This window comes from Actinomycetospora chiangmaiensis DSM 45062 (assembly GCF_000379625.1).
Classification (GTDB): Bacteria; Actinomycetota; Actinomycetes; order Mycobacteriales; family Pseudonocardiaceae; genus Actinomycetospora; species Actinomycetospora chiangmaiensis.
In genome coordinates this window covers 420,896-445,054 of sequence record NZ_KB903217.1, presented here as the reverse complement: position 1 = coordinate 445,054, position 24,159 = coordinate 420,896, and the positions used below count along the sequence as shown (strand labels likewise).

The 24,159-nt window shown below is 73.7% G+C and carries 29 protein-coding genes; 15 read left to right on the top strand and 14 right to left on the bottom strand.

Annotated elements, in window-relative coordinates; all coding sequences use genetic code 11:
• Positions 1–13 precede the first annotated feature (13 nt).
• From pstS to A3CO_RS29645, 3 genes are all read right to left on the bottom strand, one after another.
• The gene (gene pstS / locus A3CO_RS0102200) at positions 14–1,120 is read right to left on the bottom strand and encodes a phosphate ABC transporter substrate-binding protein PstS (protein ID WP_018330596.1); all 1,107 of its coding nucleotides are present in this window, start codon (positions 1,118–1,120) and stop codon (positions 14–16) included.
• A 276-nt stretch (positions 1,121–1,396) separates the two neighbouring features.
• Positions 1,397–2,299 (bottom strand): mycothiol synthase, encoded by a 903-nt coding sequence (gene mshD, locus A3CO_RS0102195; protein WP_084681549.1) that lies wholly within the window; start codon positions 2,297–2,299, stop codon positions 1,397–1,399.
• A 39-nt stretch (positions 2,300–2,338) separates the two neighbouring features.
• Entirely contained in the window at positions 2,339–3,163 is an 825-nt protein-coding gene (locus A3CO_RS29645) for a winged helix-turn-helix transcriptional regulator (protein WP_211214383.1), read from the bottom strand.
• Positions 3,164–3,336: 173 nt separating this feature from the next.
• Here A3CO_RS29645 and A3CO_RS0102185 point away from each other — a divergent pair, with 173 nt between their 5' ends.
• From A3CO_RS0102185 to A3CO_RS0102165, 6 genes are all read left to right on the top strand, one after another.
• Positions 3,337–3,774, top strand: coding sequence for a TlpA family protein disulfide reductase (locus A3CO_RS0102185; RefSeq protein ID WP_018330593.1), 438 nt, complete (start codon positions 3,337–3,339; stop codon positions 3,772–3,774).
• Positions 3,775–3,798: 24 nt separating this feature from the next.
• Positions 3,799–3,891: a putative leader peptide gene (locus A3CO_RS40295; protein WP_425393399.1), complete on the top strand. Its 93-nt coding sequence runs from the start codon at positions 3,799–3,801 to the stop codon at positions 3,889–3,891.
• A gap of 117 nt (positions 3,892–4,008) precedes the next feature.
• Positions 4,009–4,851: a sulfurtransferase gene (locus A3CO_RS0102180; RefSeq protein ID WP_018330592.1), complete on the top strand. Its 843-nt coding sequence runs from the start codon at positions 4,009–4,011 to the stop codon at positions 4,849–4,851.
• Positions 4,851–5,150, top strand: coding sequence for a DUF1416 domain-containing protein (locus tag A3CO_RS0102175; protein ID WP_018330591.1), 300 nt, complete (start codon positions 4,851–4,853; stop codon positions 5,148–5,150). Before A3CO_RS0102180 ends, A3CO_RS0102175 begins: the two co-directional genes overlap by 1 nt.
• 71 nt (positions 5,151–5,221) lie before the next feature.
• Positions 5,222–5,347: a hypothetical protein gene (locus tag A3CO_RS39915; RefSeq protein ID WP_018330590.1), complete on the top strand. Its 126-nt coding sequence runs from the start codon at positions 5,222–5,224 to the stop codon at positions 5,345–5,347.
• Positions 5,344–5,979 carry a heme-binding beta-barrel domain-containing protein gene (locus A3CO_RS0102165; protein ID WP_018330589.1) on the top strand — a complete coding sequence of 212 codons (636 nt, stop codon included), beginning with the start codon at positions 5,344–5,346 and terminating at the stop codon, positions 5,977–5,979. Before A3CO_RS39915 ends, A3CO_RS0102165 begins: the two co-directional genes overlap by 4 nt.
• 61 nt (positions 5,980–6,040) lie before the next feature.
• On the opposite strand, the gene A3CO_RS0102160 is transcribed toward A3CO_RS0102165, so the two are convergent.
• Positions 6,041–6,418 carry a hypothetical protein gene (locus tag A3CO_RS0102160; RefSeq protein WP_157646932.1) on the bottom strand — a complete coding sequence of 126 codons (378 nt, stop codon included), beginning with the start codon at positions 6,416–6,418 and terminating at the stop codon, positions 6,041–6,043.
• Between the two features lie 69 nt (positions 6,419–6,487).
• Positions 6,488–7,129 (bottom strand): hypothetical protein, encoded by a 642-nt coding sequence (locus tag A3CO_RS0102155; RefSeq protein WP_026204205.1) that lies wholly within the window; start codon positions 7,127–7,129, stop codon positions 6,488–6,490.
• Positions 7,130–7,277: 148 nt separating this feature from the next.
• Here A3CO_RS0102155 and A3CO_RS0102150 point away from each other — a divergent pair, with 148 nt between their 5' ends.
• From A3CO_RS0102150 to A3CO_RS0102135, 4 genes are all read left to right on the top strand, one after another.
• On the top strand, positions 7,278–7,718 hold the full coding sequence (locus A3CO_RS0102150) for a Fur family transcriptional regulator (protein WP_018330587.1): 441 nt from the start codon (positions 7,278–7,280) through the stop codon (positions 7,716–7,718).
• Positions 7,715–8,833 (top strand): CAF17-like 4Fe-4S cluster assembly/insertion protein YgfZ, encoded by a 1,119-nt coding sequence (gene ygfZ / locus A3CO_RS0102145; RefSeq protein ID WP_018330586.1) that lies wholly within the window; start codon positions 7,715–7,717, stop codon positions 8,831–8,833. Before A3CO_RS0102150 ends, ygfZ begins: the two co-directional genes overlap by 4 nt.
• Entirely contained in the window at positions 8,830–9,762 is a 933-nt protein-coding gene (locus tag A3CO_RS0102140; RefSeq protein WP_018330585.1) for a threonine ammonia-lyase, read from the top strand. The genes ygfZ and A3CO_RS0102140 overlap by 4 nt, the downstream gene beginning before the upstream one ends.
• A gap of 103 nt (positions 9,763–9,865) precedes the next feature.
• Complete coding sequence (locus A3CO_RS0102135; RefSeq protein WP_026204204.1) at positions 9,866–10,435, top strand: RsiG family protein; 570 nt, start codon at positions 9,866–9,868, stop codon at positions 10,433–10,435.
• Positions 10,436–10,487: 52 nt separating this feature from the next.
• Here the strand turns inward: A3CO_RS0102135 and A3CO_RS0102130 are convergent, their stop codons facing one another.
• Positions 10,488–11,414 (bottom strand): DUF8083 family protein, encoded by a 927-nt coding sequence (locus A3CO_RS0102130; RefSeq protein ID WP_026204203.1) that lies wholly within the window; start codon positions 11,412–11,414, stop codon positions 10,488–10,490.
• A 136-nt stretch (positions 11,415–11,550) separates the two neighbouring features.
• Here A3CO_RS0102130 and A3CO_RS0102125 point away from each other — a divergent pair, with 136 nt between their 5' ends.
• Positions 11,551–11,739 carry a DUF3073 domain-containing protein gene (locus A3CO_RS0102125; protein WP_018330582.1) on the top strand — a complete coding sequence of 63 codons (189 nt, stop codon included), beginning with the start codon at positions 11,551–11,553 and terminating at the stop codon, positions 11,737–11,739.
• Positions 11,740–11,870: 131 nt separating this feature from the next.
• The gene (locus tag A3CO_RS0102120; protein ID WP_018330581.1) at positions 11,871–12,089 is read left to right on the top strand and encodes a hypervirulence associated TUDOR domain-containing protein; all 219 of its coding nucleotides are present in this window, start codon (positions 11,871–11,873) and stop codon (positions 12,087–12,089) included.
• A 124-nt stretch (positions 12,090–12,213) separates the two neighbouring features.
• Here the strand turns inward: A3CO_RS0102120 and purM are convergent, their stop codons facing one another.
• The 5 genes from purM to A3CO_RS0102095 form a co-directional block, all read right to left on the bottom strand.
• Entirely contained in the window at positions 12,214–13,296 is a 1,083-nt protein-coding gene (purM, locus tag A3CO_RS0102115; RefSeq protein ID WP_018330580.1) for a phosphoribosylformylglycinamidine cyclo-ligase, read from the bottom strand.
• Entirely contained in the window at positions 13,293–14,876 is a 1,584-nt protein-coding gene (gene purF, locus A3CO_RS0102110) for an amidophosphoribosyltransferase (RefSeq protein WP_026204202.1), read from the bottom strand. The genes purM and purF overlap by 4 nt, the downstream gene beginning before the upstream one ends.
• Positions 14,877–14,985: 109 nt before the next feature.
• Positions 14,986–17,157: a putative bifunctional diguanylate cyclase/phosphodiesterase gene (locus tag A3CO_RS29640; RefSeq protein WP_018330578.1), complete on the bottom strand. Its 2,172-nt coding sequence runs from the start codon at positions 17,155–17,157 to the stop codon at positions 14,986–14,988.
• Complete coding sequence (locus A3CO_RS0102100) at positions 17,150–17,947, bottom strand: SAM-dependent methyltransferase (RefSeq protein ID WP_026204201.1); 798 nt, start codon at positions 17,945–17,947, stop codon at positions 17,150–17,152. The genes A3CO_RS29640 and A3CO_RS0102100 overlap by 8 nt, the downstream gene beginning before the upstream one ends.
• Before the next feature lie 79 nt (positions 17,948–18,026).
• Positions 18,027–18,416: a sterol carrier family protein gene (locus A3CO_RS0102095; RefSeq protein ID WP_033413262.1), complete on the bottom strand. Its 390-nt coding sequence runs from the start codon at positions 18,414–18,416 to the stop codon at positions 18,027–18,029.
• A 22-nt stretch (positions 18,417–18,438) separates the two neighbouring features.
• Between A3CO_RS0102095 and A3CO_RS0102090 the strand changes: the two genes are divergently transcribed.
• Positions 18,439–19,227 carry an SGNH/GDSL hydrolase family protein gene (locus A3CO_RS0102090; protein WP_018330575.1) on the top strand — a complete coding sequence of 263 codons (789 nt, stop codon included), beginning with the start codon at positions 18,439–18,441 and terminating at the stop codon, positions 19,225–19,227.
• Positions 19,228–19,366: 139 nt separating this feature from the next.
• Here A3CO_RS0102090 and purL read toward each other — a convergent pair whose 3' ends face one another.
• The gene (purL, locus tag A3CO_RS0102085) at positions 19,367–21,664 is read right to left on the bottom strand and encodes a phosphoribosylformylglycinamidine synthase subunit PurL (protein ID WP_018330574.1); all 2,298 of its coding nucleotides are present in this window, start codon (positions 21,662–21,664) and stop codon (positions 19,367–19,369) included.
• A gap of 277 nt (positions 21,665–21,941) precedes the next feature.
• On the opposite strand from purL, the gene A3CO_RS0102080 reads away from it, so the two are divergent.
• Positions 21,942–22,505 carry a hypothetical protein gene (locus tag A3CO_RS0102080; RefSeq protein ID WP_157646931.1) on the top strand — a complete coding sequence of 188 codons (564 nt, stop codon included), beginning with the start codon at positions 21,942–21,944 and terminating at the stop codon, positions 22,503–22,505.
• On the opposite strand, the gene purQ is transcribed toward A3CO_RS0102080, so the two are convergent.
• Entirely contained in the window at positions 22,489–23,166 is a 678-nt protein-coding gene (gene purQ / locus A3CO_RS0102075) for a phosphoribosylformylglycinamidine synthase subunit PurQ (RefSeq protein ID WP_018330572.1), read from the bottom strand. The genes A3CO_RS0102080 and purQ overlap by 17 nt on opposite strands.
• Positions 23,163–23,408, bottom strand: coding sequence for a phosphoribosylformylglycinamidine synthase subunit PurS (purS, locus tag A3CO_RS0102070; RefSeq protein ID WP_026204199.1), 246 nt, complete (start codon positions 23,406–23,408; stop codon positions 23,163–23,165). Before purS ends, purQ begins: the two co-directional genes overlap by 4 nt.
• A 52-nt stretch (positions 23,409–23,460) precedes the next feature.
• Here purS and A3CO_RS0102065 point away from each other — a divergent pair, with 52 nt between their 5' ends.
• Positions 23,461–24,120 (top strand): MBL fold metallo-hydrolase, encoded by a 660-nt coding sequence (locus A3CO_RS0102065; RefSeq protein ID WP_018330570.1) that lies wholly within the window; start codon positions 23,461–23,463, stop codon positions 24,118–24,120.
• Positions 24,121–24,159: the final 39 nt, after the last annotated feature.

Here is a 24,159-nt window from a genome sequence, read left to right as displayed (position 1 = left end):
TCGATCTCGGTGATCAGGAGATCGAGTTGATCGAGGTGCTCAGGCGCTGCTTGAAGGCGTCGGGGATCGGCACGTAGCCACCCGAGGTCAGCGTGCCCTGGGCCTGCGGCGACAGCGCCGTCTGCAGGAACGCCTTCACGGCCGTCCCGGTCTGCGGGTCGGCGTACTTGGAGCAGACGATCTCGTAGGTCGCCAGCGCGATCGGGTAGGCGCCCGGGGTGGTCGTCTTGTAGAGGCTGTTCAGGTCGAGGGTCAGGTCGTTGCCCTGGCCGGTGACCTGCACGGCGTTGATGGCCTTGCCCACGTTGTCCGTGGACAGCGCCACCGGCGAGCCGCCGCCCGCGTTGATGATCCCCGCCGTCGGGAGCTGCGCCTTCTGCGCGAACGAGGCCTCGATGTAGCCGATCGAGTACTGGGTGTTCTTCGTGGCGTCGGTGACGCCCTGCGAACCGCGGGCACCGGCGCCGACCCCGCCGTTGAACGTCTGGGTCGACGGCTTGCCGTAGGCGTTGTTCGACGCGGCGTTCAGGTAGGTCTGGAAGTTCTGCGTGGTGCCGGAGTCGTCGGAACGGAAGTTCACGACGATCGGGTTCGCCGGCAGCGTCTTGCCCGGGTTGAGCGCGGCGATGGCCGGGTCGTTCCAGGTCTTGACGGTGCCGTTGAAGATCTTGGCGGCCGTGGGCCCGTCGAGGGCGAGGTCGCTCACGCCCGGCACGTTGTAGGCGATGGCGATCGGGCCGAAGACCATCGGGAGGTTCAGCGGCGTCGAGTTGCAGCGCGCCTGCGCCTTCGGCAGGTCCGAGGAGGACAGCGCCGCGTCCGAGCCGGCGAAGTCGGTCTGGCCACCGGTGAAGTCGTTGCGGCCCGCGCCGGAGCCGCTCGCGGTGTAGTTCACCGTCTGGCCGTTGCAGGTCTGCTCGAAGGTGTTGACGAAGCCGGTGATCGCGTTGGCCTGGGCGGTCGACCCGCTGGCCTTCAGCGCCTGCTTGCCGCCGCAGGTGACGCCGGTCGCCTGCGGGGCACTCCCGCCGCCGGAGTTGTTGTCGCTGCCGCACGCGCTGAACAGGAGCGCCCCGGCCGCGATCAGACCGACCGCCGCTGCGCGCCGCTGGAACCTCACAGAGATCTCCTGTCTCGTCCTCGAAGACCCGCCGCCACGTCGACGATCCGGGCATTTCAGCCCTCGCACGGACTCGCGAAGGCCGGACGCGGACATTAGGCAGCCGGGATGGACGACCGACAGTGAGCGGGTGAACGCGAGGTGAACAGCCCCCATGAACGTCACCGGAACGGGTTGATGCTGGTCACAGCACGTGCGGGTTTGCGCGGAGCGTGGTTGAACGCTCACCCGTCGACGCCGGATGTCCGACAGGTGACCGGGAGATGACGACGACGATCAGGACGGGAGTCGGTAGGACACGTCCGCCGCGTCGACCTCGAACCCCAGGTGCCGGTAGGTGGTGACCGCCGGGACGTTGTCGGCCTCGACGTAGAGGATCACCTCGTCGAGCCCGCGGCCCGCGAGGTGGTGCAGCCCGGCGAGGGTCAGCGCCCGGCCCAGCCCGCGGCCCTGCGCGTCCGGGTCCACGCCCACCACGTAGACCTCGCCGATCGGGCCGTCGTCGCCCGACCGGCCCTCGGGATGGCGCTTGGTCCAGTGGAAGCCGAGCAGGCGCCCCGTCGCGTCCTCCCGCGCGAGAAGGAATCCCGCCGGGTCGAACCACGGCTCCTGCTCGCGGCGGCGCACGTCGTCCGCCGTCATCGCGCCCTGCTCGGGGTGCCAGGCGAAGGCGCGGGCGTTGACCGCCACGACGTCGTCCTCGTCCCGGCCCGGCACGAACGCCACGATCGACACGCCCTCGACGGGACGCTGCTCCGGCAACGGTCCGGCGCCGGACGGTCGGCGCATCATCCACAGCTCGCGCTCGCGGACCAGACCCCAGTCCCCCGCGAAGTCCGCCGAGCCCGTCCGGTCGCCGTGCGCCCACACCCGGATGCGGCCCGGGCGCGCGTCGTCGTCGGCCGCGAGCGCCCCGGCGAGGGCGCGACCCACCCCGTGCCGGCGGGCGGCCGGGGCCACCCCCAGCTCGACGACGACGTCGTCGGGATCGGACTCGTCGATGTGCGCCCACCCGATGACGGCCCCGTCGTCACCCCGCGCGACGAGGTGGCGGCCGTGGCCGGTCGGGGTCGCGAGGTCGAGCAACGTCGGCTCCGAGAAGGCCGCCACGCCGTCGGCGTGCGCCAGGTCGGCGGCGAACCGCTCCAGCTCCTCCCGATCGGCCGCCGTCGGCTCGATCCACTGCGGGGTGATCACGGACGAGACGCTACGCGCCGCTCAGCCGCGACCGGCCCAGACCGCGGGCCGCACCACCCGGTCGTCGGCCCGGTCGGCGCGGTCGTCCCGGGAGGCCCCGGAGGGGTCCTCGTCGTCGCCGGACTCCTCGAGCGCGAGCCCGCCACGCCCGGCGTCACCCCCGCCGAGCACACCGCGGACCGGCCGGACGAACTTGTAGCCGACGTTGCGCACGGTGCCGATGAGCTGCTCGTGCTCGGCGCCGAGCTTCGCGCGCAGGCGCCGCACGTGGACGTCGACCGTGCGGGTGCCGCCGAAGAAGTCGTAGCCCCAGACCTCCTGCAGCAGCTGGGCCCGGGTGAACACCCGGCCGGCGTGCTGGGCGAGGTACTTGAGGAGCTCGAACTCCTTGTAGGTCAGGTCGAGCGGCCGACCGCGCAGGCGGGCGGTGTAGGTCGCCTCGTCGATGACGAGTTCCCCGAGGACCAGGGCGCCGTCGCCGCCGGCCGCGTCGGTGGAGCGGCGGGCGCGCAGCAGCCGGAGCCGGGCGTCGATCTCGGCCGGGCCCGCCCCGGGGAGCAGGACCTCGTCCACCCCCCACTCGAGCGACACCGCCACGAGGCCGCCCTCGGTGAGCACGGCGATCACCGGGACGTCGAGCCCGGTGGACCCGAGGAGACGGCACAGGCTGCGCGCGGCCGCGAGATCGTGCCGCGCGTCGACGAGGACGGCGTCGTGCGGCCCGGCGTCGAGCAGGGCGGCCACTTCGGGGGCTGCGGTGCGCAGCCCGTGGGGTAGCAGGGTCAACGACGGCAGCACTGACGTCGGTTCGGGGTCGGCGGTGAGCAGCAGGAGCTCCACGCGTATCTCCCTCCACAGTCGTGAGGGAGACCTTAACCCCGTTCACCGCGCCGTCACCCCAGCGCGCGTTGCATGTCACGTGGAGCCCGCGTGCGCGGGCCGTCCGGCCGACTGCCTACCGTGGGGGCCGGTCGTGGACGGGCGGGTCCGCGGTCGGGCGTCGGAGAGGGGAGCTGCGCATGACGGCGGCCGTCGTCACCCTGCTGGTGATCCTCGCGCTCAGCGCGATCGTGCTCGCGGTGGGCCTGCTGCTGCGGCGTCGCCGGGCCCCGGAGCCGCCCGCGGCCCGCACCGGTGACATCCCCGTCCCCCGGCTCCCCGCCGACCTGACCGCGCGCGACGGCGGGCTGGTGCTGCTGCAGATCTCCTCCGCCTTCTGCACCCACTGCCGCGACACCCGCAGCGTGCTCGGCGACGTCGCCGCCGAGCTGCCCGGCCTGGTGCACCGCGACGTCGACCTCGCGAGCCGGCCCGAACTGGTCCGCCTGCTCGGGGTCGCCCGCACCCCCACCACCCTGCTCGTGGACGGCCGCGGCCGGGAGCTGCTCCGGGTCGACGGCGTGCCGCGACGCGCCGCGCTCGTCACCGCGATCGAGCGCCACCTCGGACGAGGGTGACCGCGGCGGGGACGTTTCGGTAACGTGGCCGCCGTGGACGAGGGCCTGACACGGCGACGCGCAGTGGACCTGTGCCGCGTCGACAGCAGCCTGTGTCCGGGCGCCCGTCGCGCCTGAGGTCTCCTCCACCGTGCTCCGGACCGATCCGGGGCTCCGGCGCGACGTCTCTCGACCAGAGTCAACCGAGAGCGGCGCCGTGCGGGTGCCGCTCCCATCCCGCACGAGGAGTCATTCATGAGCCGCCAGGACGCCCTGGTCACCGCCGACTGGGCCGAGGAGAACCTCGACGCTCCCGGTGTGGTGTTCGTCGAGGTCGACGAGGACACCAGTGCCTACGACGGCGGGCACATCCCCGGTGCCGTCAGGATCGACTGGAAGACCGAGCTGCAGGACCAGGTCCGCCGCGACTTCGTCGACAAGGCCGGCTTCGAGAAGCTGCTCTCGGCCAAGGGCATCTCCAACGACGACACCGTGGTGCTCTACGGCGGGAACAACAACTGGTTCGCCGCCTACGCCTACTGGTACTTCAAGCTCTACGGCCACACCGACGTGAAGCTGCTCGACGGTGGCCGCAAGAAGTGGGAGCTCGACGGCCGGAAGCTCGACACCGCCGTCCCCGAGCGCCCGCAGACGACCTACTCCGCGCAGGAGCAGGACCTCTCGATCCGCGCCTTCCGCGACGAGGCCGTCGACGCCATCGGGACGAAGAACCTGGTCGACGTCCGCTCGCCCGACGAGTTCTCCGGCAAGCTGCTCGCGCCGGCGCACCTCCCGCAGGAGCAGGCGCAGCGCGGCGGCCACATCCCCTCGGCGCTCAACGTGCCGTGGTCGAAGGCCGCGAACGAGGACGGCACCTTCAAGTCCGACGACGAGCTGCGCGCGCTCTACGCCGAGCAGGGCCTCGACTCGTCGCGTCCCACGATCGCCTACTGCCGCATCGGCGAGCGGTCGTCGCACACCTGGTTCGCCCTGCACGAGCTGCTGGGCGAGTCGGACGTCAAGAACTACGACGGGTCGTGGACCGAGTACGGCTCGCTCGTGGGCGTGCCGGTCGAGACCGGGGATGGGAAGTCCTGATGTGCGGAGCTCCTGAGCAGACGGCCGAGATCCCGGCCGGGGTCGACCTCACCAAGGAGTCGGTGCTGGTCGGCAAGGTGACCAACGGCGGGTCGCCGGTGGGCGGCGCCTACGTGCGCCTGCTCGACGGCACCGGCGAGTTCACCGCCGAGGTCGTGTCGTCCGCGACCGGCGACTACCGCTTCTTCGCGGCGCCGGGCAGCTGGACCGTCCGGGCGCTCTCGCGCTCGGGCAACGGCCAGGCCGACGTGGCAGTGCAGGGCCCCGGGCTCTACACCACCGAGGTGCCCGTGGGCTGACCCCCACGACGTCGTCGACACCCGTCCCGCCCCTCCCGGGTGGGGCGGGTGTTCGTCGTTAGGGTGGTCGCGTGGCCTGGGTCTACACGGTCCTCCTCGCCGCGACCAGCGCCGGGATCCTCTCCTACGCGCTCGTCCTGACGAGGCGGCTCTTCCGCGACGAAGCTCCCCGCGACCTCTCCGGAGGTGCGTCGTGAGCGAGGACGTGCCCGAGGGCCTCGCCGGCAACGAGGCCATCCGCGCCGCCGAGGAACGCGCCGAGCTCACCCGTGGCGCCAACCGCCCGCAGTGGACCGATCTGCCGATCCCGGACGACACGGCGAACCTGCGCCAGGGCCCGGACCTGAACGACGCGCTGCTTCCGATCCTCCCGCTCGTCGGGGTGTGGCGCGGGGAGGGCGAGGTCGTCTACCCGACGATCGACGGCCCGTTCCACTTCGGCCAGCAGATCACCCTGGCCCACGACGGCCGGCCCTTCGCGTCCTGGGAGGCCCGCGCCTGGCTGCTCGACGGCCCGGGCGGCGCCGTGGTCCGCCCGGCGGCCCGCGAGACCGGCTTCTGGCGCCCGCAGCCCGACGGCACGATCGAGCTGCTCCTCGCCCACGCCACCGGGATCGTCGAGATCTTCTACGGCAGCGCCCGCACGCAGACGTCCTGGGAGCTGTCGACCGACGCCACGGTGCGCACCGCCACCGCCAAGGACGTCCAGGCCGCCAACCGGCTCTACGGCATCGTCGAGGGCGACCTCTTCTACGTCGAGGAGCGGGCGATGATGGGCCAGGAGATGCAGCCGCACACCTCGGCCCGCCTGCAGCGCGTCGTCGGTTAGGTCGGCCGGACGAACGGCCCGTTCGTCACGGTCCGGCGTGACGAACGGCCCGTTCGTCCCCTCAGCCCGGCTCGAGCACCCCGAGCCGGGCCGCCACGAGGTCGCCCAGCTCCGCCACGTCGATGCCGGTCAACCGGGCGACGGCGGGCGCGGGGACCCCGGCGCGGAGCAGCTCGATGGCCGTTCCGCACGGCTCGTCCCCGCGCCGCAGCGCGGCGACCGCCCCGTCGGGGTCGGCGACGAGCGCCGCGAGCAGGCGCCGCGACCCGTCGTCGGGAACGGCCGCCTGGTCGGGAACGGCCGCTCGGTCGGGGACGGCTGCCGCGTGGCGGCGCCGACGGCGGGCGCGCCGGGCCGCCACCGCGGCGAGCAGCAGCAGGACCACGGCGACGCCGAAGAGCACCGCCGCACCGACCATCCACACCCGCGGCTCATGCATCCAGGACGTCCACCGCTGCGACCACTCCCCCATGGCGACGCAGCGTACCTGCGTCGCCACGCAGAGCGATCAGTTCTCGGCGGCGAGGTCCGAGGTGTCCTCGATCGCCTGGGGCGGCACCGGTCGCGGTGGACCGGGCGGCGGGTACGGCGGCGGGCCGTACGGACGGCGCGGCGGACCCCACGGACGCGAGGGGCGCCCCGAGTTCGCCACCAGGTCGTCGAGCAGCCCCTTGACCTTGACGAGCTCGTCGAAGACGGCGTCGCGCTGGGCCCGCAGGTCGGCGAGGGCGGCCCGCGACTCGGCGTGCTCGGCGAGCAGCGACTCGGCGGCCTTGCTCCGGACGAGGGCCGCCTCCTGCTCGGCGGCCTGCAGGATCCCCCGCAGGCGCTCGTTGAAGGCGCCGACCTGGTCGGGGTCCTGCGCGGCCGGCGGGGGCGCGGTGGGCGAACCCTCCTGCAGCGTGGCCGCGAGCTCCCGGCGCGGGGTCGGCGACGGCTCGGGCGCCCGCCGTCGTTCGCGGACCGCGAGCTGGGCCCGCAGCTGCGCCACCATCCGGCGCAGACCGGCCACGTGCTCGTCGACCTGGGTCCGGTCGTACCCACGGAGCACCACGTCGAAGTGCGGCCCGTCCGCCTCCTCCGGTGCGTCCGGCAGGTCCAGGTAGTGCTCGGCGTCGGGGGGAGTCCGACCCCGCTCACCCGTCGTCATACATCACCTCGTCTGCTCGCCCGATCCCGTGTGTGACCGGGCGCCACCCGATCGTAAGGATGGATGCCGGACGGTGCGAGACGCCGAACGGCCGCCGGGCGCGGCGAGGGCGCCGTCCGGGCGTGTCGCGGCGGCCTACCATCGCGGTGTGGACACCGAACTGCGGCAGACGCTGCACCGACGCGGCCTGCGCATGACCCCACAGCGCCAGCTCGTGCTCGACGCCGTGTCCGAGCTCGGGCACGCCACCCCGGAGGCCATCTGCACGAAGGTGCAGGAGATCGCCCCCGCGGTGAACATCACCACGGTCTACCGCACGCTCGACCTGCTCGAGCAGCTCGGGATCGTGCGCCACACGCACCTCGGCCACGGCGCGCCGACCTACGCCACCGGTGAGCACGAGCACGTCCACCTCGTGTGTCACCGCTGCGGCACCGTCGACGAGGTCGACGCGGGTCTGCTCGACGACCTCGCCGAGGTCCTCGCGAGACGGGCCGGGTTCGCCCTGGACCCGACGCACGTGGCGCTGTCCGGGCTCTGCTCGCGGTGCGAGTCGTCCGACACCGCCGATCCGGAGGCAGACGCATGAGTCGTTCCCCGCTCCTCGACACCCCCGGCGCCATCGGTCACCCCGATGGCGACGACGCCCGTCCCGACGGCGGTGTCGCGTCCCACTTCGGCGACCCCTTCGCCGAGCAGCGCGCCGCGACCCGGCGCGCGGTGGTGGTCGACCGCTCGCACCGCGGGCTGGTCGTCGTCGCCGGGGCCGACCGGTTGAGCTGGCTGCACCTGCTGGTCTCCCAGCAGGTCGCCGACCTCCCCGAGGGCGCCGGCACCGAGGGCCTCGTCCTCGACGTGCAGGGCCGCGTGGAGCACCACGCCGTGATCAGTCACGTGGACGAGGCCATCTGGCTCGACGTCGAGCCCGGGACGGCGGAGGCCCTCGCGGCCTACCTGTCGTCGATGACCTTCTGGTCGAAGGTCGAGGTGCGGGACGCGACCGCCGAGTACGCGATGCTCTCGCTCGTCGGACCGGACACCGCGGAGGTCCTGACGGCGGGTGGGGTCGAGCTGCCGTCGTCCGACGCCGGACCGCTCCCCGGCGGCGGCATCGTCCGCCGCAAGGAGTGGCCGGCCGACGCCGTCGACCTGATCGTCCCCCGGGACGCCCTCACCGACTGGTGGCAGCGCCTGCGCGGCGCGGGTGCCACCCCGGCCGGCCTGGACGCCTTCGAGGCGCTGCGCGTGGCCTCCCTGCGGCCGCGGCTCGGCGTCGACACCGACGAGCGGACGATCCCCCACGAGGTGGGCTGGATCGGCTCCGCGGTGCACCTGTCGAAGGGCTGCTACCGCGGCCAGGAGACCGTGTCCCGCGTCGCGAACCTCGGGCGCCCGCCGCGGCAGATGGTGCTGCTGCACCTCGCGTCCGGTGACGACGCCCTGCCCCCGCCCGGTACGCCCGTCCTCACCGCCGAGGGCGGCCGGCCCGTCGGACGCGTCGGCACCGCGGTGCGCCACCACGAACTGGGCTCCGTCGCGCTGGCCCTGGTGAAGCGGTCGGCCGTCGCCGGCGGCGCCGAGCTGTGGGTCGCCGACGACCGCGAGGAGGGCACCCCCGGTCCCGCGACCGTGGACGCCGACTCCGTGCCGCCGGACACCGGCGAGCCGCCCGGGCGGGCGGCGGTGCGTCGGCTGCACGGGTGACGGATCTCGTCACCCGGGCCGACGTCGAGGCCGCCGCGGCGATCCTCGACGGGGTCGCCGTCCGGACGACCCTCGAGCCCCTGGGCGCCGTGCCGGGACTGCGCCTGAAGCGGGAGGACACGCAGCCGATCGGCGCGTTCAAGCTCCGCGGCGCCTTCCACGCGGCGGCGCGGCTCGATCCCGAGGTACGGGCCCGGGGACTCGTCACGCACTCCAGCGGGAACCACGGGCGGGCCCTGGCCTGGACCGCGGCACGCCTGGGGGTGCCGTGCACCGTGGTGGTCCCGGACGACGCGGTGGCCGCCAAGGTCGAGGCGATGGCGGCCCTGGGCGCGCGCCTGGTGCCGGTGCCACCGCCGGAGCGGGTCGTGCGCGCCGACGAGATCGTGGCCGACACCGGCGGAGCGCTGGTCCCGCCGTTCGACCACCCCCACGTCGTCGCCGGGCAGGGGACGGTGGGCCTCGAGCTGCTGGGGGCCGACGTCGACCGGGTCCTCGTCCCCGTGGGCGGCGGCGGCCTGATCTCCGGTATCGCGGCGGCCCTCGCCGGCAGCGGGATCTCGGTGGTGGGCGTGGAGCCCGCGCTCGCGGGCGACGCGGCGGCGTCCAAACGAGCGGGCGAGCTCGTCACCTGGCCCGCGGCCGACGTGGCCCGCACCGCGGCCGACGGGCTGCGGGCGCAGCGGCTGGGCAACCTGACGTGGCGGCACGTGGCGGCCCTCGTGGACGACGTGGTCACCGTCGAGGAGGACGCGATCGAGGCGGCCGCCCGGCTGCTGCACGGCGCCGGGGTCCCCGCCGAGGCGAGCGGCGCCGTGGCGACGGCCGGGGCGCTGACGTACCCCGCGCTCGTCGGCGGTCGGACGGTGGCGGTCGTCAGTGGCCGGAACGTCGATCCCGCGTGGGTCGCCCGTGTGCTCGCGGCCTGATCCCCGCACGACGACGACCGGCGCCCGCGCCGCGATGCCCGGTCGACGCCCGCGCGGCCCCGACGGGTGACATCGGACGGGTGGGTCGGTCACCATGGAGGACATGATCGAGTTCCGGCAGGGTGGTCGGCGGCGTCTCGACCGCGTGCTCGACCCCGGGTTCCTCGCCGCGATCGGTGACCGCTCGCTCGACGAGCTCCGGGCGATGCGCGACGACGCCGCCCAGGAGGAGACCGACCTGTCCTACCTGCGGCGGCTGCTCCACGCCCGGATCGACATCGTGCGCTTCGAGGAGCACCGACGGGCCGGCACGGGCACGGCGGACGAGACGTCCGTGGTCGACGCCCTGCCCCGCATCCTCGCCGACAACGCGATCGGCCCGGCCGCCGGCCGTGGCCGCCACCACACGGTGCAGCCGTCCCGGGCGGAGTCCCACCGGCGCCACGTCGAGGCGCTCCTCGCCGACACCGGGCTCTCCGACGTCGCGACCCTCTCCGACGCCGAGCTGACCGAGTCCGCCGAGGCCTACGCGGCCGAGGAGGCGTCGGTGTCCGACCACCGGATTCGGGTGCAGCAGGTCATGGACGCCTGCAACGACGAGATCGGCCGCCGCTACCGCACCGGGTCGGCGAGCATCGACGAGCTGCTGCGCCGGGAGCGCGAAGGGGCCTGACGGCTCGGGAGTACTCCTCCGTGCCAGGACACGGAGACGTACTCCCACGCCACTAGTTGCTCCGCTCCCGGATCGCCCGGCTCGCCCAGAAGTCGCGCAGCCGGCGGTAGCTCTCCATCGCCTTCTCCGCGTCGCCCTCGCGCAGGGCGGCGAGGGCCGCCGTGACGTCCTCGGCGGAGGTGTCCGAGGCCAGCGTCTCGTCGTCGACGAGCTGGACGAGGCCGCCGTAGTCGAGCTCGACCAGCGCCCCGGCGTCGAAGTGCCGCAGCCACCGCGCGGTGTCGCGGAGCACCTCGGCGGGCCCGCCGTCGCCCAGCGTGGCGCTCAGCAGCTCGGCGGCCGAGTCGGCGCGCGCCAGGGCGTCGGCCATCGGCACCCGCCAGTAGCAGCGCCGGCGCAGACCCGGTCCGTCCGCCGTCGTGGCGTCGTCGTGCGCGAGCACCAGGACCCGGTCGGCAGCCTCCACGAGGACGAACCACGGCAGCGGCACCGTCCAGGTGGCCGAGACGATGTGCGTGGCGCCCTCGCCGAGCTCGGCCACCACCGCCTCCGCCCGGGAGCGCACCGTGGACTCCTCGTGGTGCAGCGCCGCCGTGCGCAGCACGGGCGACTCGGTGGACAGGAAGCCCACCAGGGCGGCCGCCGCGCGCGGCCGGGTGTCGAGGGGGCAGACCAGCGTGGTGGGCCCGAACCGCGCCGGCGTGGGCGAGCCCTCCGCCGTGACGGGGGCGTCGGCGCCGTCGGCCAGCAGGACGTCGACCGGACCCGCCGTCGCGGTCCCGTCGGCCCGCTCCCCGGGCAGCAGACGCACCGGCGCGCCGAGCTGCGCCCTGAGACATACGTCGCGTTCCCGGGTTCCGGCCTGGGTGACGGGGATCGCACCGCGTGCGAGTCCTGCCCGCACACGCTGGGCCAACGGCCCCGGGAGCGCCCCCAACGGCTCGTAGACGCGGAGGTAGCAGACGAACGGGGCGGGCACGGGCGCGATGGTGCCACGTCACGTCGCACGCGCGTTCGGACACACGGTATGCTCGTGTCACGAGCATTGCTATGAGATGAGGGGGGCCGCCGGTGGTACCGGCCGCCCCCCGCCCTGTTCGAGGGGGTCATTGCCCATGGGACGCGGACGAGCCAAGGCGAAGCAGACGAAGGTCGCTCGCGAGCTCAAGTACAGCTCCCCCAGCACCGACTTCGACGCCCTGCAGAGGGAGTTGGCCAGCGGGGACCCGTTCTCGCGGCGCCCGGTCGATGATGACGACCAAGTGGACTCCCGCTACTCCGAGTACAGCTACGACGAGCGCTGATACCTCGGACGGGTCTTCCGCCTCGCGCTTCACCCCTCCGACCCGGGGGCATCCCGCCCCGTCGGGCACCCCACATCGGGGGCGCCGACGGGACGCGATGCCGTGTGTCCCGATCCGGACGGGAGAGTGCGATGACGAAGGCCTTCAGCAAGGGTGACCAGGTCAAGTGGAACTGGGGCAACGGTGAAGGTGAGGCCCAGGTCGACGAGGTACACACGGAGCGCGTCGAGCGCCAGATCGACGGCAAGAAGCAGACGCGCAACGGCACGAAGGACAACCCGGCCTACGTGCTGAAGCAGGACGACGGTCAGAAGGTCCTCAAGCTCCACAGCGAGCTCAAGGGTTCCTGACCCCTTTCCTGACGGCGGGTCCGCTCCCGGACCCGTCGTCGGCGACGGTGCCTGCGTGAAGGGCACACCACGCAGGTCTTCGGACCTGCGTTTTTTGATGCTCGCGGCGACGACCGCCCGCGCCTCAGAAGCGCGGGTGGTCGCCGTACAGCGTTGCGCCCGGGATCTCGCCCCGGACGACTTCCCCCAGCACCCACGCGGGCACGTGCTTCGCGGTGAGGACGGCGAGGGCGCGGTCGACGTCGTCGGGCGGCACGATCGCCACCATCCCGACGCCCATGTTGAACGTCGCCTCCATCTCGGCGCGCTCCACACGGCCCCGACCGGCGATCAGCTTGAACACCGGCGCGGGGTTCCAGGTGGTGCGGTCGAGGTCGGCGTGCAGGCCCTTGGGGATGACGCGCGCGAGGTTCGCGGTCAGCCCGCCGCCCGTGATGTGGGCGAAGGTCCGCACGTCGGTCTCCGCCGCGAGCGCCAGGCAGTCCCGCGCGTAGATGCGGGTGGGGACGAGGAGCTCCTCACCCAGGGTGTGCCCGAACTCCTCGACGTGGCCGTCGAGGGACATCCGCCCGATGTCGAGCAGGACCCGGCGGGCCAGTGAGTAGCCGTTGGAGTGCAGCCCGGAGGACGCCATCGCGATGACCTGGTCCCCGGCCCGCACCCGCTCGGGGCCGAGTACGTGGTCGGCCTCGACGACGCCGACGCCGGTGGCGGACAGGTCGTAGTGGTGCGGCTCCATGACGCCGGGGTGCTCCGCGGTCTCCCCGCCGAGCAGGGCGCAGCCGGCGATCCGGCAACCCTCGGCGATGCCCGAGACGATGGCCGCGACCTTCGCCGGGTCGACCTTGCCGATCGCCAGGTAGTCCTGGAGGAACAGCGGCTCCGCGCCGCACACGACGAGGTCGTCGACGACCATCGCGACGAGGTCCAGGCCCACGGTGTCGTGCTTGTCGGCGGCCTGCGCGACGGCGATCTTGGTGCCCACGCCGTCGGTGGAGGCCGCGAGCAGGGGCTCGGTGTACTTGCCGGTCTTGAGGGCGAACAGCCCGGCGAAGCCGCCGATGCCGCCCCGCACCTCGGACCGGCGGGTCGCGGCGGCCAGCGGCTTGATGAGGTCGACCGCCCGCTCCCCGGCGGCGACGTCGACCCCCGCCTCGGCGTAGCTGTTGCCGCCCCCCGTCGCCGCGCTCGTCCCGGACCCGCTCACGGACGCGTCAGGGCGTCCTCGGCGCCGTAGGCGGGCGTGGCGCGCGAGGCCGGGATCGGCATCGGGACGCCGGCGCGGGTGCCGTTCTGGTGGACGACGTTGCCCGGGTCGCCGCAGGCGGTGCCCGCGACGTCCTCGAGCAGGTGCTTGCCCACCATGGCCTCCTCGGGCAGGGGGATCGGGTACTCGCCGGAGAAGCAGGCCGTGCAGAGCCGCGAGCGGGGCTGCTCGGTGGCCGAGATCAGGCCTTCCGAGGAGATGTAGCCGAGGCTGTCGGCGCCCACGGAGCGCCGGATGCCCTCGTTGTCCAGGCCGTTGGCGATCAGCTCCGCCCGCGAGGCGAAGTCGATGCCGTAGAAGCAGGGCCAGCGCACGGGCGGCGAGGCGATGCGGACGTGCACCTCGACGGCGCCGGCCTCGCGCAGCATGCGGACCAGGGAGCGCTGCGTGTTGCCGCGGACGATCGAGTCGTCGACGACCACGAGCCGCTTGCCCCGGATGACCTCGCGCAGCGGGTTGAGCTTGAGCCGGATGCCGAGCTGGCGGATCGTCTGCGAGGGCTGGATGAAGGTGCGCCCGACGTAGGCGTTCTTCACCAGGCCCATGCCGTAGGGGATGCCGGAGGCCTCGGCGTACCCGACGGCGGCCGGCGTGCCGGACTCCGGAACCGGGATGACGAGGTCGGCCTCGGCCGGGTGCTCCTTCGCGAGCTTGCGGCCGATCTCGACGCGCGTGGAGTGCACCCCGCGGCCGGCGATCGAGGTGTCGGGCCGGGCCAGGTAGACGTACTCGAAGATGCAGCCCTTGGGCTCGGGCGCCGCGAACCGCGACGAGCGCAGGCCGTCGGCGTCGATCGCGATCAGCTCACCGGGCTCCACCTCGCGCACGAACGACGCACCGACGATGTCCAGGGCCGCGGTCTCGGAGGCCACCACCCAGCCACGGTCGAGCCGGCCGAGGACCAGCGGGCGCACGCCGTGCCGGTCGCGGGCCGCGTAGAGCGTCGTCTCGTCGCAGAACGCGAGGCTGAACGCGCCCCGGAGGTCGGGCAGCAGGCGCAGCGCCGCCTCCTCGACCCCGAGGTCGGCGGCGGACTCGGCGAGCAGGCCGGTGACGACGTCGGAGTCGGTCGTCGCGGTGACCCGCCCGCGCGCCGGCGAGGTCTCGGCCCGCCGCGCGACGAGCTCCGCGGTGTTCACCAGGTTGCCGTTGTGCCCGAGGGCGATGCCGGTGCCCGCGCTCGTCGTCCGGAAGGTCGGCTGGGCGTTCTCCCAGGTCGACGACCCGGTGGTCGAGTAGCGGGTGTGGCCGACGGCCATGTGCCCGCGCAGCGAGGACAGCGTCTGCTCGTCGAAGACCTGGCTGACCAGCCCGAGATCCTTGAACACGACGATCTGACGGCCGTCGGACACGGCGATGCCGGCCGCCTCCTGCCCGCGGTGCTGCAGGGCGAAGAGGCCGAAGTAGGTGAGCTTCGCGACCTCCTCGCCGGGAGCCCACACGCCGAAGACCCCGCACTCCTCGTGGGGGACGTCGTCCTGGGGTGTAGTTGCCGACGGAACGGGATCGGCTTCGACCACCGAGGGGCTCCTCGAGACGGGGGCGGGACGCGGCTCCCAGGGTACGTGGGTCGAGAGGCCCTGCGGAGTCGCGCTGGCAACACCTGGCGACCGGTCGCGGTACGGAACCTCAGGAAACGGACGAAGCGAGCGCGTCCTCGGGACCGGGCCAGGACCTGGCGTCGGGATGGCGCAGGACCTCCTGGATGTCCTCGCGGGGCAGCGCGGCCGCGAAGTGCCAGCCCTGGCCCTCGTCGCACCCGAGCCGACGCAGCCGGCTCGCCTGCGCGCCCGTCTCCACGCCCTCGGCGCACACCGTCATCCCGAGCGCGTGCCCGAGGTCGACCAACGTCCCGACGATGCGCTCGTCGACGGTGTTGGTGACCTCCTCGTCGCGCAGCCGCTCGCCGAACGAGCCGTCGAGCTTGATCACGTCGACGGGCAGCTTGCGCAGGTAGGACAGGTTCGAGTAGCCGGTGCCGAAGTCGTCGATCGCGATGCGCACCCCGAGCTCGCGCAGCCCGTCGAGGGCCTTGAGCGGGGCGCCCTCGTCGGTGGTGAGGGCGCGCTCGGTGAGCTCGATCTGCAGCAGGTGCGACGGGAGCCCGGTGTCGGCGAGGACCTGCTCGACGTCGGCGAGCAGGGACGGCTCGTGCAGCTGGCGCGGGGCGACGTTGACCGAGACGAACGGCGCGGCGTCGCCGAACTCGTCGTACCACCGCCGGGCGTCCCGGCAGGCGCTGGCGAGGACCCAGTGCCCGAGCGCGACTATCGCGCCGGTCTCCTCGGCGAGCCCGATGAAGCGGCCCGGCCCGAGCACGCCGAGCCGCGGGTGGTGCCAGCGGACGAGCGCCTCCACGCCGCGCATGCCGTGGTCGCCCATCGCGACCAGCGGCTGGTAGAGCACGAAGAACTCCTCGCGCTCGATCGCCGCGGGCATCGCCGCCGAGAGCGCGAAGCGGGTGATCTCGGCCTCGTCGCGGCTGGGGTCGTGCAGGGCCCAGCGGCCGCGGCCGTCGGCCTTCGCCGAGTACAGCGTGATGTCGGCGGCGCGCATCAGCTCCGAGGAGTCGCCCCCGGTGACCGGGCGCTCGACGATGCCGATGCTCGCGGAGACGGTGAGCTCCTGGTCGGCCAGCTCCAACGGCTCGGCCAGCGCGGTGAGGATGCGCTCGGCCAGCGCGATCAGCTGCTCGACCCCGCGAGAGTTCTCCACCAGCACCACGAACTCGTCGCCGCCCATGCGGGCCACCAGCTCACCGTCGGTGGCCTGGTCGGCGAGCCGGCGCGCGACCTCCTCCAGCATGAGGTCGCCGACGTCGTGGCCCAGGGAGTCGTTGACCGCCTTGAACCCGTCGAGGTCGAGGAAGCAGAGCCCGACCCGCCGGGCCGAGCCCGGCGGCGTCGTCGTGAAGATGTGCTCGAGGCGCTGCGTGAACAGCGCGCGGTTGGGCAGCGTGGTGAGCGTGTCGTGGAAGGCCTGGTACTCCAGGTGGGACTGCAACGCGTGACGCTCGGTGACGTCCTCGAGCATGGCGACCTGGTAGGACGGCCGCCCGCGCTCGTCGCGGACCAGCGAGAGCGTCAGGTTGCAGATGATCTCCTCGCCGTCCTTGCGGTAGAACCGCTTCTCGATGCAGAAGTTGTCGAGCTCGCCCGCGAGCAGCCGCTCGTAGAGCACCCAGACCGACGGCAGGTCCTCCGGGTGGGCGAGTTCGCCGACGGTACGGCGGCGCATCTCCTGGGCGGTGTAGCCGAACATCTGCGTCAGCGCCGGGTTCACCTCGACGATCCGGCCGTGCACGTCGCCCAGGCCGATCCCGATCGCGGCCTCGTAGAACATCGCGCGGAACCGGGCCTCGCTCGCGTGCAGGGCCTGCTCGGTCTGGTGGCGGGCGACGATCACCGCGCGGCGGATCGCCTCCTGCTCGTCGAGCGTCCTGTCCCGCAGCGTGGTGGCGTACCCGGCGGCCAGCGCCCCGACCAGGGCGAGGACGTCCTCGCGCAGCTCGTCACCGAGCAGCTCGGGCAGGCGTCGGCCCAGCAGCATCAGGGTGCGCTCGACGGTGGACGGGCCGGTGAAGTGGGCCTGGACGAGACGGCGTCCGGCGTCGTGCCCGACGGCCGCGCGCACCGGGCGGGCCCGCAGCGCCGCGACGAGGTCGGCACTGATCTCGGTGAGGTACTCGACGAGCTCGTCGGAGCCCATGGGCACGTAGCTGGTGCCCTCGACCTCCACCGCCCACTCCCGGGCGAGGCTGTCGACCACGATCGCGTCGGCGCGGGTGCGGATGTCAGTCACGGCGACCCACGCCGGCGTAGCCGGGCACCCTCGCGTCTCCGTCGGCGGCCCCGTCCGGGCGCCAGGTCGACAGGGGCACGAGGCCGGGCTCGACCAGGTCGAACCCGTCGAAGAAGCGGAGCACCGCGTCGTAGGGGCGCATCGACATCGGCGTCGCGGTCCGGCGGTAGAGCGCGATGTGGTCACCCGCCCGGTCCGGCGCCCCGTCGGCCGAGGCGTGGCTGAGCACGAGCAGGCTGCCGGGGGCGAGCCGCTCGCGGTAGCGGGCGAGGGCCGCCGCGGGCTCCCGGTCGTCGGCGACGAAGTGCAGCAGGGCGACGACGAGCAGCGCGACGGGCCGGTCGAGGTCGAGGACGTCGCGGACCACCGGGTCGTCGAGCACGCCGTCGACGTCGCACAGGTCGGCCTGCACCGCGCCGGTGCCGGGGACGCCGTCGAGCAGGGCGACCGAGTGCGCGACCGCCACCGGGTCGACGTCGACGTAGACGACCCGGACGGCCGGGTCGTCGGTGCGGGCGACCTCGTGGACGGCGCCGACGGTCGGGATCCCGGAGCCGATGTCGAGGAACTGGTCGACCCCCTGCGCGACGCACCAGCGCACGGCCCGCCGCAGGAAGGCCCGGTTGCTCCGCATGATCTGCGGCAGCTCGGGCCAGTCCGCGATCGCCCGCCGCGCCATCTCGCGGTCGACCGCGAAGTTGTGGCTGCCGCCGAGGTAGTAGTCGTAGACGCGCGCAGCACTGGGACGGTCGAGGTCGACCTCCTGCGGAGCCCACGCCGGTCGCGTCACGCCGTCACCATCCCCCCTCGGCAGGAGCATACGGACCGGGGCACGCTCGCGGTCCTGCTCGTCCACCCGGACGGCGGCCTCACGACGCGTCCACCAACGGGAGCCAGTCGGCCACCTGCCCGGCCCGATGACCCGACGCCGTGACGGTCCCCGCGGCAACGGCCGTGGTGAAGTCGAGCCGGCCCAGCGCGAGGGCACACCACGTCCGCGGGTCGGTCTCCACCACGTTGGGTGGTGTCCCACGGGTGTGACGGGGCCCATGGATGCAGTGTACTGCTCCGAATGGCGGTACACGCACCTCCACACTTCGACCGGGCGCGACCTGCTCGAGGGCGGCCAGCGACAGCCGCACCGCCGCCGCGCGGTCGGGTCGGGGCGGTGCGGGCGCGTCCGGGGTGTCCACCCACGCGGCGACGGTGAGCAGGGCGGCGCGGACCTCGGCGGGATCGGGGGGACGGCGGCTCGGCATGGTGTGTGTGAATGTAGGCGCCGTGATCCGGGAGACGAAGCGCGGCGGAGCCCGACCCTGGAAGCAGAAGCGGGGGACCCGCCGCGGGTCGGGTGCCCTCGTCCTCGCGGTGCTCCGCCGCGGGTTCGGTCTCCTCGTCCTCGCGGTGCTCCTGGCGTGGGGCCGGGGCCTCGCCGCGGCGCAGACGATGGAGGCCGACCACGCCGCCTACTGGCGCCGCCGTCGGCGCTCCCCCGGTTCCCTGACCCTGGTCGCCCTCGGCGACTCGCTGTCCCAGGGGCTCGGGTCGACCGACCCGTCGTCGTCCTGGGCGGGGCGGTTGGCGGCGGCGTGGGAGGAGCGTTCCACGACGCAGGAGACGCAGCGGAGCGGAGCTCGACACCGGGTCCGGGTGCGGGTGGTGGTCCTCGGGGTGGTCGGCGCGACCGCGGCGGACGTGCTGCGCGACCAGCTGCCGGTGATGCCGCCCGCGGACCTGGTGGCGCTCGGCGTCGGGACCAACGACGCCGCCCAGGGCGTGACCCCGGAGCAGTACCGGGAGACCTTCCGTGCGCTGTGCGCCGCCCTGCCCGCGGGCTCGCTGGTCGCCGACGTGCCCGACCTGCAGCGCGGCGCCGTCCGGCGCAACGGGGTCGAGCTCGCCGCCGTGGCCCGCGAGGTCCTCGCCGAGTTCCCGCACCTGCGCCCGGTCGCCCTCGAGGCCGCCACGCATCGGATGTGGCCGTGGCAGTTCGGGCCCGACCTGGCGCACCCGAACCGCCTCGGCTACGCCCGCCACGGCGCGGCGTTCGTGGCGGCGCTGCCGGGCTGACCTGCCCTCCATGCAAGCAATGCGTCACTGCGTGCACTGGACGCCAGGAGAACCACATCGTCGTCAGCGCCCGCGACCGTGCGGCGTTCCTGGCACTGGGTGCAAGCAGTGACGCATTGCTTGCACCCGGGGGGTGAGGTCAGGCGTCGAGGACCGACGGCAGCGTCGCGGCGTGGGCGATCACGAGCTCGGCCACGTCGAGCGGGGCGACCCCGTCGATGGCGAGCGTGTCGCCGCCGACCTCGCCGAGCCGGGCGGCGGGCTGCCCGACCTCGACGCAGAGCCGGGCCAGGTCGGCCTCGGCCGCGGCGGGCACCGAGACCAGCATCCGGGCGGCGGACTCCGAGAACAGGGCGGCGGCGGGGTCGAGCTCGCCGGGCGGCAGCGTCACGGCCGCGCCGATCCGGGAGTCGACGGCGCACTCGACGAGGGTCTGGGCGAGGCCGCCGTCGGAGAGGTCGTGGGCGCCGGAGAAGAGGCCGCGCGCCGCACCCTCGGCCATGACGCCCGCGAGCCGCGCCTCGGCGGCGAGGTCGCACCGCGGCGGGCGGCCGCCGAGGTGGTCGTGGACCACACCGGCCCAGGCCGAGCCGTCGAGCTCGTCGGCGGTCTCGCCGAGCAGCCACACCGCGTCGCCCGGGGCGCCGAACCCGTGCCGCACCGCGCGGTGCACGTCGTCGACCAGCCCGAGGACCCCGACGACGGGGGTCGGCAGGATCGCCGTCGTCGCGGTCTGGTTGTAGAAGCTGACGTTGCCGCCGGTGACCGGGATACCGAGCTCGGCGCACGCCAGCGCGAGGCCGTCGACCGCCTCGGCGAACTGCCACATCACGGCCGGGTCCTCGGGCGACCCGAAGTTCAGGCAGTCGGAGACCGCGACCGGGCGGGCCCCGGAGGCCGCGACGTTGCGCACCGCCTCGGCCAACGCCAGCCGTGCACCCTCCCGCGGGTCGAGCAGGCAGAAACGGGCGTTGCAGTCGATCGCGAGGGCGATACCCCGGTCGCTCGACTCGTCGAGGCGCAGGACGCCGGCGTCGGCGGGAGTCGCGGCGGTGGTGTTGCCGCGGACGTAGCGGTCGTACTGCTCGGTGACCCAGGCGCGGGAGGCGAGCTGCGGGGAGGACGCGAGCGTCACGATCTGCTCGGCGAGCTCGGCCGGGCCGACCGGGCGGGCCAGACCCGTCGTCGTGAGGGCCTGGAGCTCGTCCTGCGAGGCCGGACGGGCGTAGGGGCGGGAGTAGACGGGGCCGTCGTGGGCGACGGTGCGCGGCGGGACGTCGACGACGACCTCACCGCCGGCGTGGATGCGCAGGTTCTCGCCGTCGGTGACCTCACCGATCACCCGAGCGGTGACGTCCCAGCGCTCGCAGACGGCCATGAAGGCGTCGACGTTCTCCGGGGTGACGACGGCGCACATCCGCTCCTGGGACTCCGAGGAGAGGATCTCGGCCGGGGTCATGCCCTCGGCGCGCAGGTGGACCTGGTCGAGGTCGATCTCCATGCCGCCGTCGCCGGCGCTCGCCAGCTCGCTGGTGGCGCAGGAGAGCCCGGCGCCGCCGAGGTCCTGGATCCCGACGACGAGGCCCGCGTGGTAGAGCTCGAGGCAGCACTCGATGAGGACCTTCTCGGCGAAGGGGTCGCCCACCTGGACGCTCGGGAGCTTCTTGCGGCCCGCGCCCTCACCGCCCTCGCCGAAGGTCTCGGAGGCGAGGACGGAGACGCCGCCGATGCCGTCGAGCCCGGTCCGGGCGCCGAACAGCACGATCTTGTTGCCGACGCCGGAGGCGAAGGCGAGGTGGAGGTCCTCGGTGCGCAGGACGCCGACGCAGAGGGCGTTGACCAGCGGGTTGCCGGCGTAGGTGGGGTCGAAGACGACCTCGCCACCGAGGTTCGGCAGGCCCAGGCAGTTGCCGTAGAAGCCGACGCCGGACACGACGCCGGGCAGCACCCGGGCGGTGTCGGGGGCGTCGAGCGGGCCGACCCGGAGGCCGTCCATGACGGCGACCGGGCGGGCGCCCATGGCCATGATGTCGCGGACGATGCCGCCCACCCCGGTCGCCGCGCCCTGGTGGGGCTCGACGTAGGAGGGGTGGTTGTGCGACTCGATCTTGAAGGTGACCGCCCAGCCGTCCCCGACGTCGACGACCCCGGCGTTCTCGCCGATGCCCGCGAGCAGGTGGCGGCGCATCTCCTCGGTGGTGGTCTCGCCGAAGCGGCGGAGGTGGACCTTCGAGGACTTGTAGGAGCAGTGCTCGGACCACATCACCGAGTACATGGCGAGCTCGGCGTCGGTGGGACGACGACCGAGGATCTCCCGGATGCGCGCGTACTCCTCGTCCCGGAGCCCGAGCGCGGCGTACGGCTGTTCGTGCTCCGGGGTCGCGGCGGCGTTCGCGACCGTGTCGAGGGACGGAGTACCGGTGGCCTGGTCCTGCACAGTCACACCGGAAACCCTACTGACGCGCGTCGCCGGGCGCCGGGAGCGTGTCGGTGCCCACTTGACCGGTGATCGAAACGGCCCGAACGACTGAACAAGATCGACACGGTGTTCGACCGGTCACTCGTCGTACGTCACCGACCGCACAACTCGGTTGCCCACCGTGTCCGTCGTTCGGGTGGCCGCTCGTGGCCCGGTTACGACTTCTCGGCGAGTCTGCCGCGTGGCGTGTCGCGCAATCACCATGACTGTCGGACCCCCCGTTCATAGTGAACGCATGACCGCAGCTTCCGTGAGTGCTTCCGCACAGCGGGCCGCCGCCGTGCGGGCGCAGTGGGTCGCGCCGATGTCCGCCGACATCGCCGCGCCGGCCGCGCCCGTGCTCGCCACCGAGGTGGCGGACGCCCCGCGCACCGACCCGCTCGCCGCCCTGGCGGTGGTCCTCGACCGCGAACTCGTCGCGGTCCGTCGCCACCGGATGGACGTGGAGGGTCGGGTCCCCGCCTCCGTCGCCCGCTACGTCGACCCCTCCCGGGGAATGCTCGAGTTCGTCTTCGCCGGCGCGGACGACGAGCCGATCGTCCTCGCGATCGCGCCCGGGTCGCGGGGCGACACCGTCGTCCCGGTCCTGCCCGCGCCGTTCGACGACGAGGAAGGGCTGCCGGTCGGGCGGATCGCCCCCTTCGACGAGGTCGTCGGCGACGCGCTCGAGGACGTCGACCGTGTGGTCTCCCACGTCGAGCGTCCCGACGAGATGCGGGGACTGGTCCTGCACCTCGGCGGCCGGATGCTGATGATCTACGCCGACCTGTGGGAGCTGCGGGTCACGCTGCTGCCGTGAGGCGGCCGAGGACGGAGGTGAACAGCCCGAGGCCGTCCGCGCCCGGCCCGGTGAGCGGGTCGATCGCGTGCTCGGGGTGGGGCATGAGGCCCACGACGCGGCCGTCGGCGGAGGAGATGCCGGCGATGTCGCGCAGCGCCCCGTTCGGTGCGGGCTCCGCGTAGCGGAACACCACCCGGCCCTCGCCCTCCAACCGGTCGAGCGTCTCGCCGTCCGCGACGAAGCGCCCCTCGCCCGACTTCAGCGGCACGGTGATCGCCGTGCCGACCTCGAAGCCGGAGGTCCAGGCCGTGTCCGCCTCCACCCGGAGCCGGATCTCGCGGCAGATGAAGCGCAGGCCGGTGTTGCGCACGAGCGCGCCCGGGAGCAGGCCGGCCTCGCACAGGATCTGGAAGCCGTTGCAGATCCCGAGCACCGGCATCCCGCGGCGGGCCGCGTCGACGACCGGGCCCATCACGGGCGAGCGGGCCGCGATCGCGCCTGCCCGCAGGTAGTCCCCGTAGGAGAACCCGCCGGGCACGACGACCGCGTCGACGCCCTGCAGGTCGGTGTCGCGGTGCCAGAGGGACACCGCCTCGGCGCCGGCGTAGCGCACGGCGCGGGCGGCGTCGACGTCGTCGAGGGTGCCGGGGAACGTGATGACCCCGATCCGCGCACTCACGGCTGCTGTCCCTCCCGACGCACGACCCACTCCTCCATCACCGGGTTCGCGAGCAGCGACTCGGCGATCCGCTCCAGTTCGGCGTCGCCCACCGAGTCGTCGACCTCGAGCACGAAGTGCTTGCCCTGGCGGACGTCGGCGACCCCGGACACGCCGAGCCGGCCCATCGCCCGGGCCACCGCCTGGCCCTGCGGGTCGAGGATCTCGGCTTTCGGCAGGACGTCGACGATCACTCGTGCCACGCCGTCCAGGGTACCGGGTTGCCCGGGACGGCCCCCGGGGAAGGCTGGGGTCGTGACCGCCACCGAACTCGTCCACCTCGGGCACGCCTGCGTCGTCGTCGACACCGGATCCGCCCGGGTCCTGCTCGATCCCGGCGCCTTCTCCGAGGGCTGGCAGACGCTGCAGGGGCTCGACGCGATCCTCGTCACCCACCAGCACTTCGACCACCTCGACGTGGACAAGCTCCCGGCGCTGCTCGAGCAGAACCCGGACGCCGAGCTGATCGTGGACAACGGCACCGCGGGCGTGCTGCGCGAGCGCGGCATCGACCACACCCGCCGCGAGCCGGGCGAGACGTTCACCATCGCGGGCACGTCGATCGAGGTGGTCGGCGCCGAGCGCGGCGAGCACGCCGTGATCCACCCGGACATCCCGGTGATCCCCAACAACGGCTACGTGCTGCGCGCCGAGGGTGGCACCGTGATGCACCCCGGCGACGCCTACGTCCCGGTGCCGGCCGGCGTCGACGTGCTGCTGCTGCCGACGGGCGCGCCGTGGCTGAAGCTGTCGGAGGCCGTGGACTACCTGCGCGCGGTCGCCCCGCCGGTCGCGGTGCCGATCCACGAGGCGGTCCTCGCGAACCCCGACCTGCACTACGGCCTGTTCGACTCGCTCTCGCCGTCGGGTACCGACGTGCGGGTCCTGCCTCGAGGGGTGGCTACCGCCCCGTGAGCAGAGGGGTGATGACCCCACTTACTGCGCCTGAGAGCG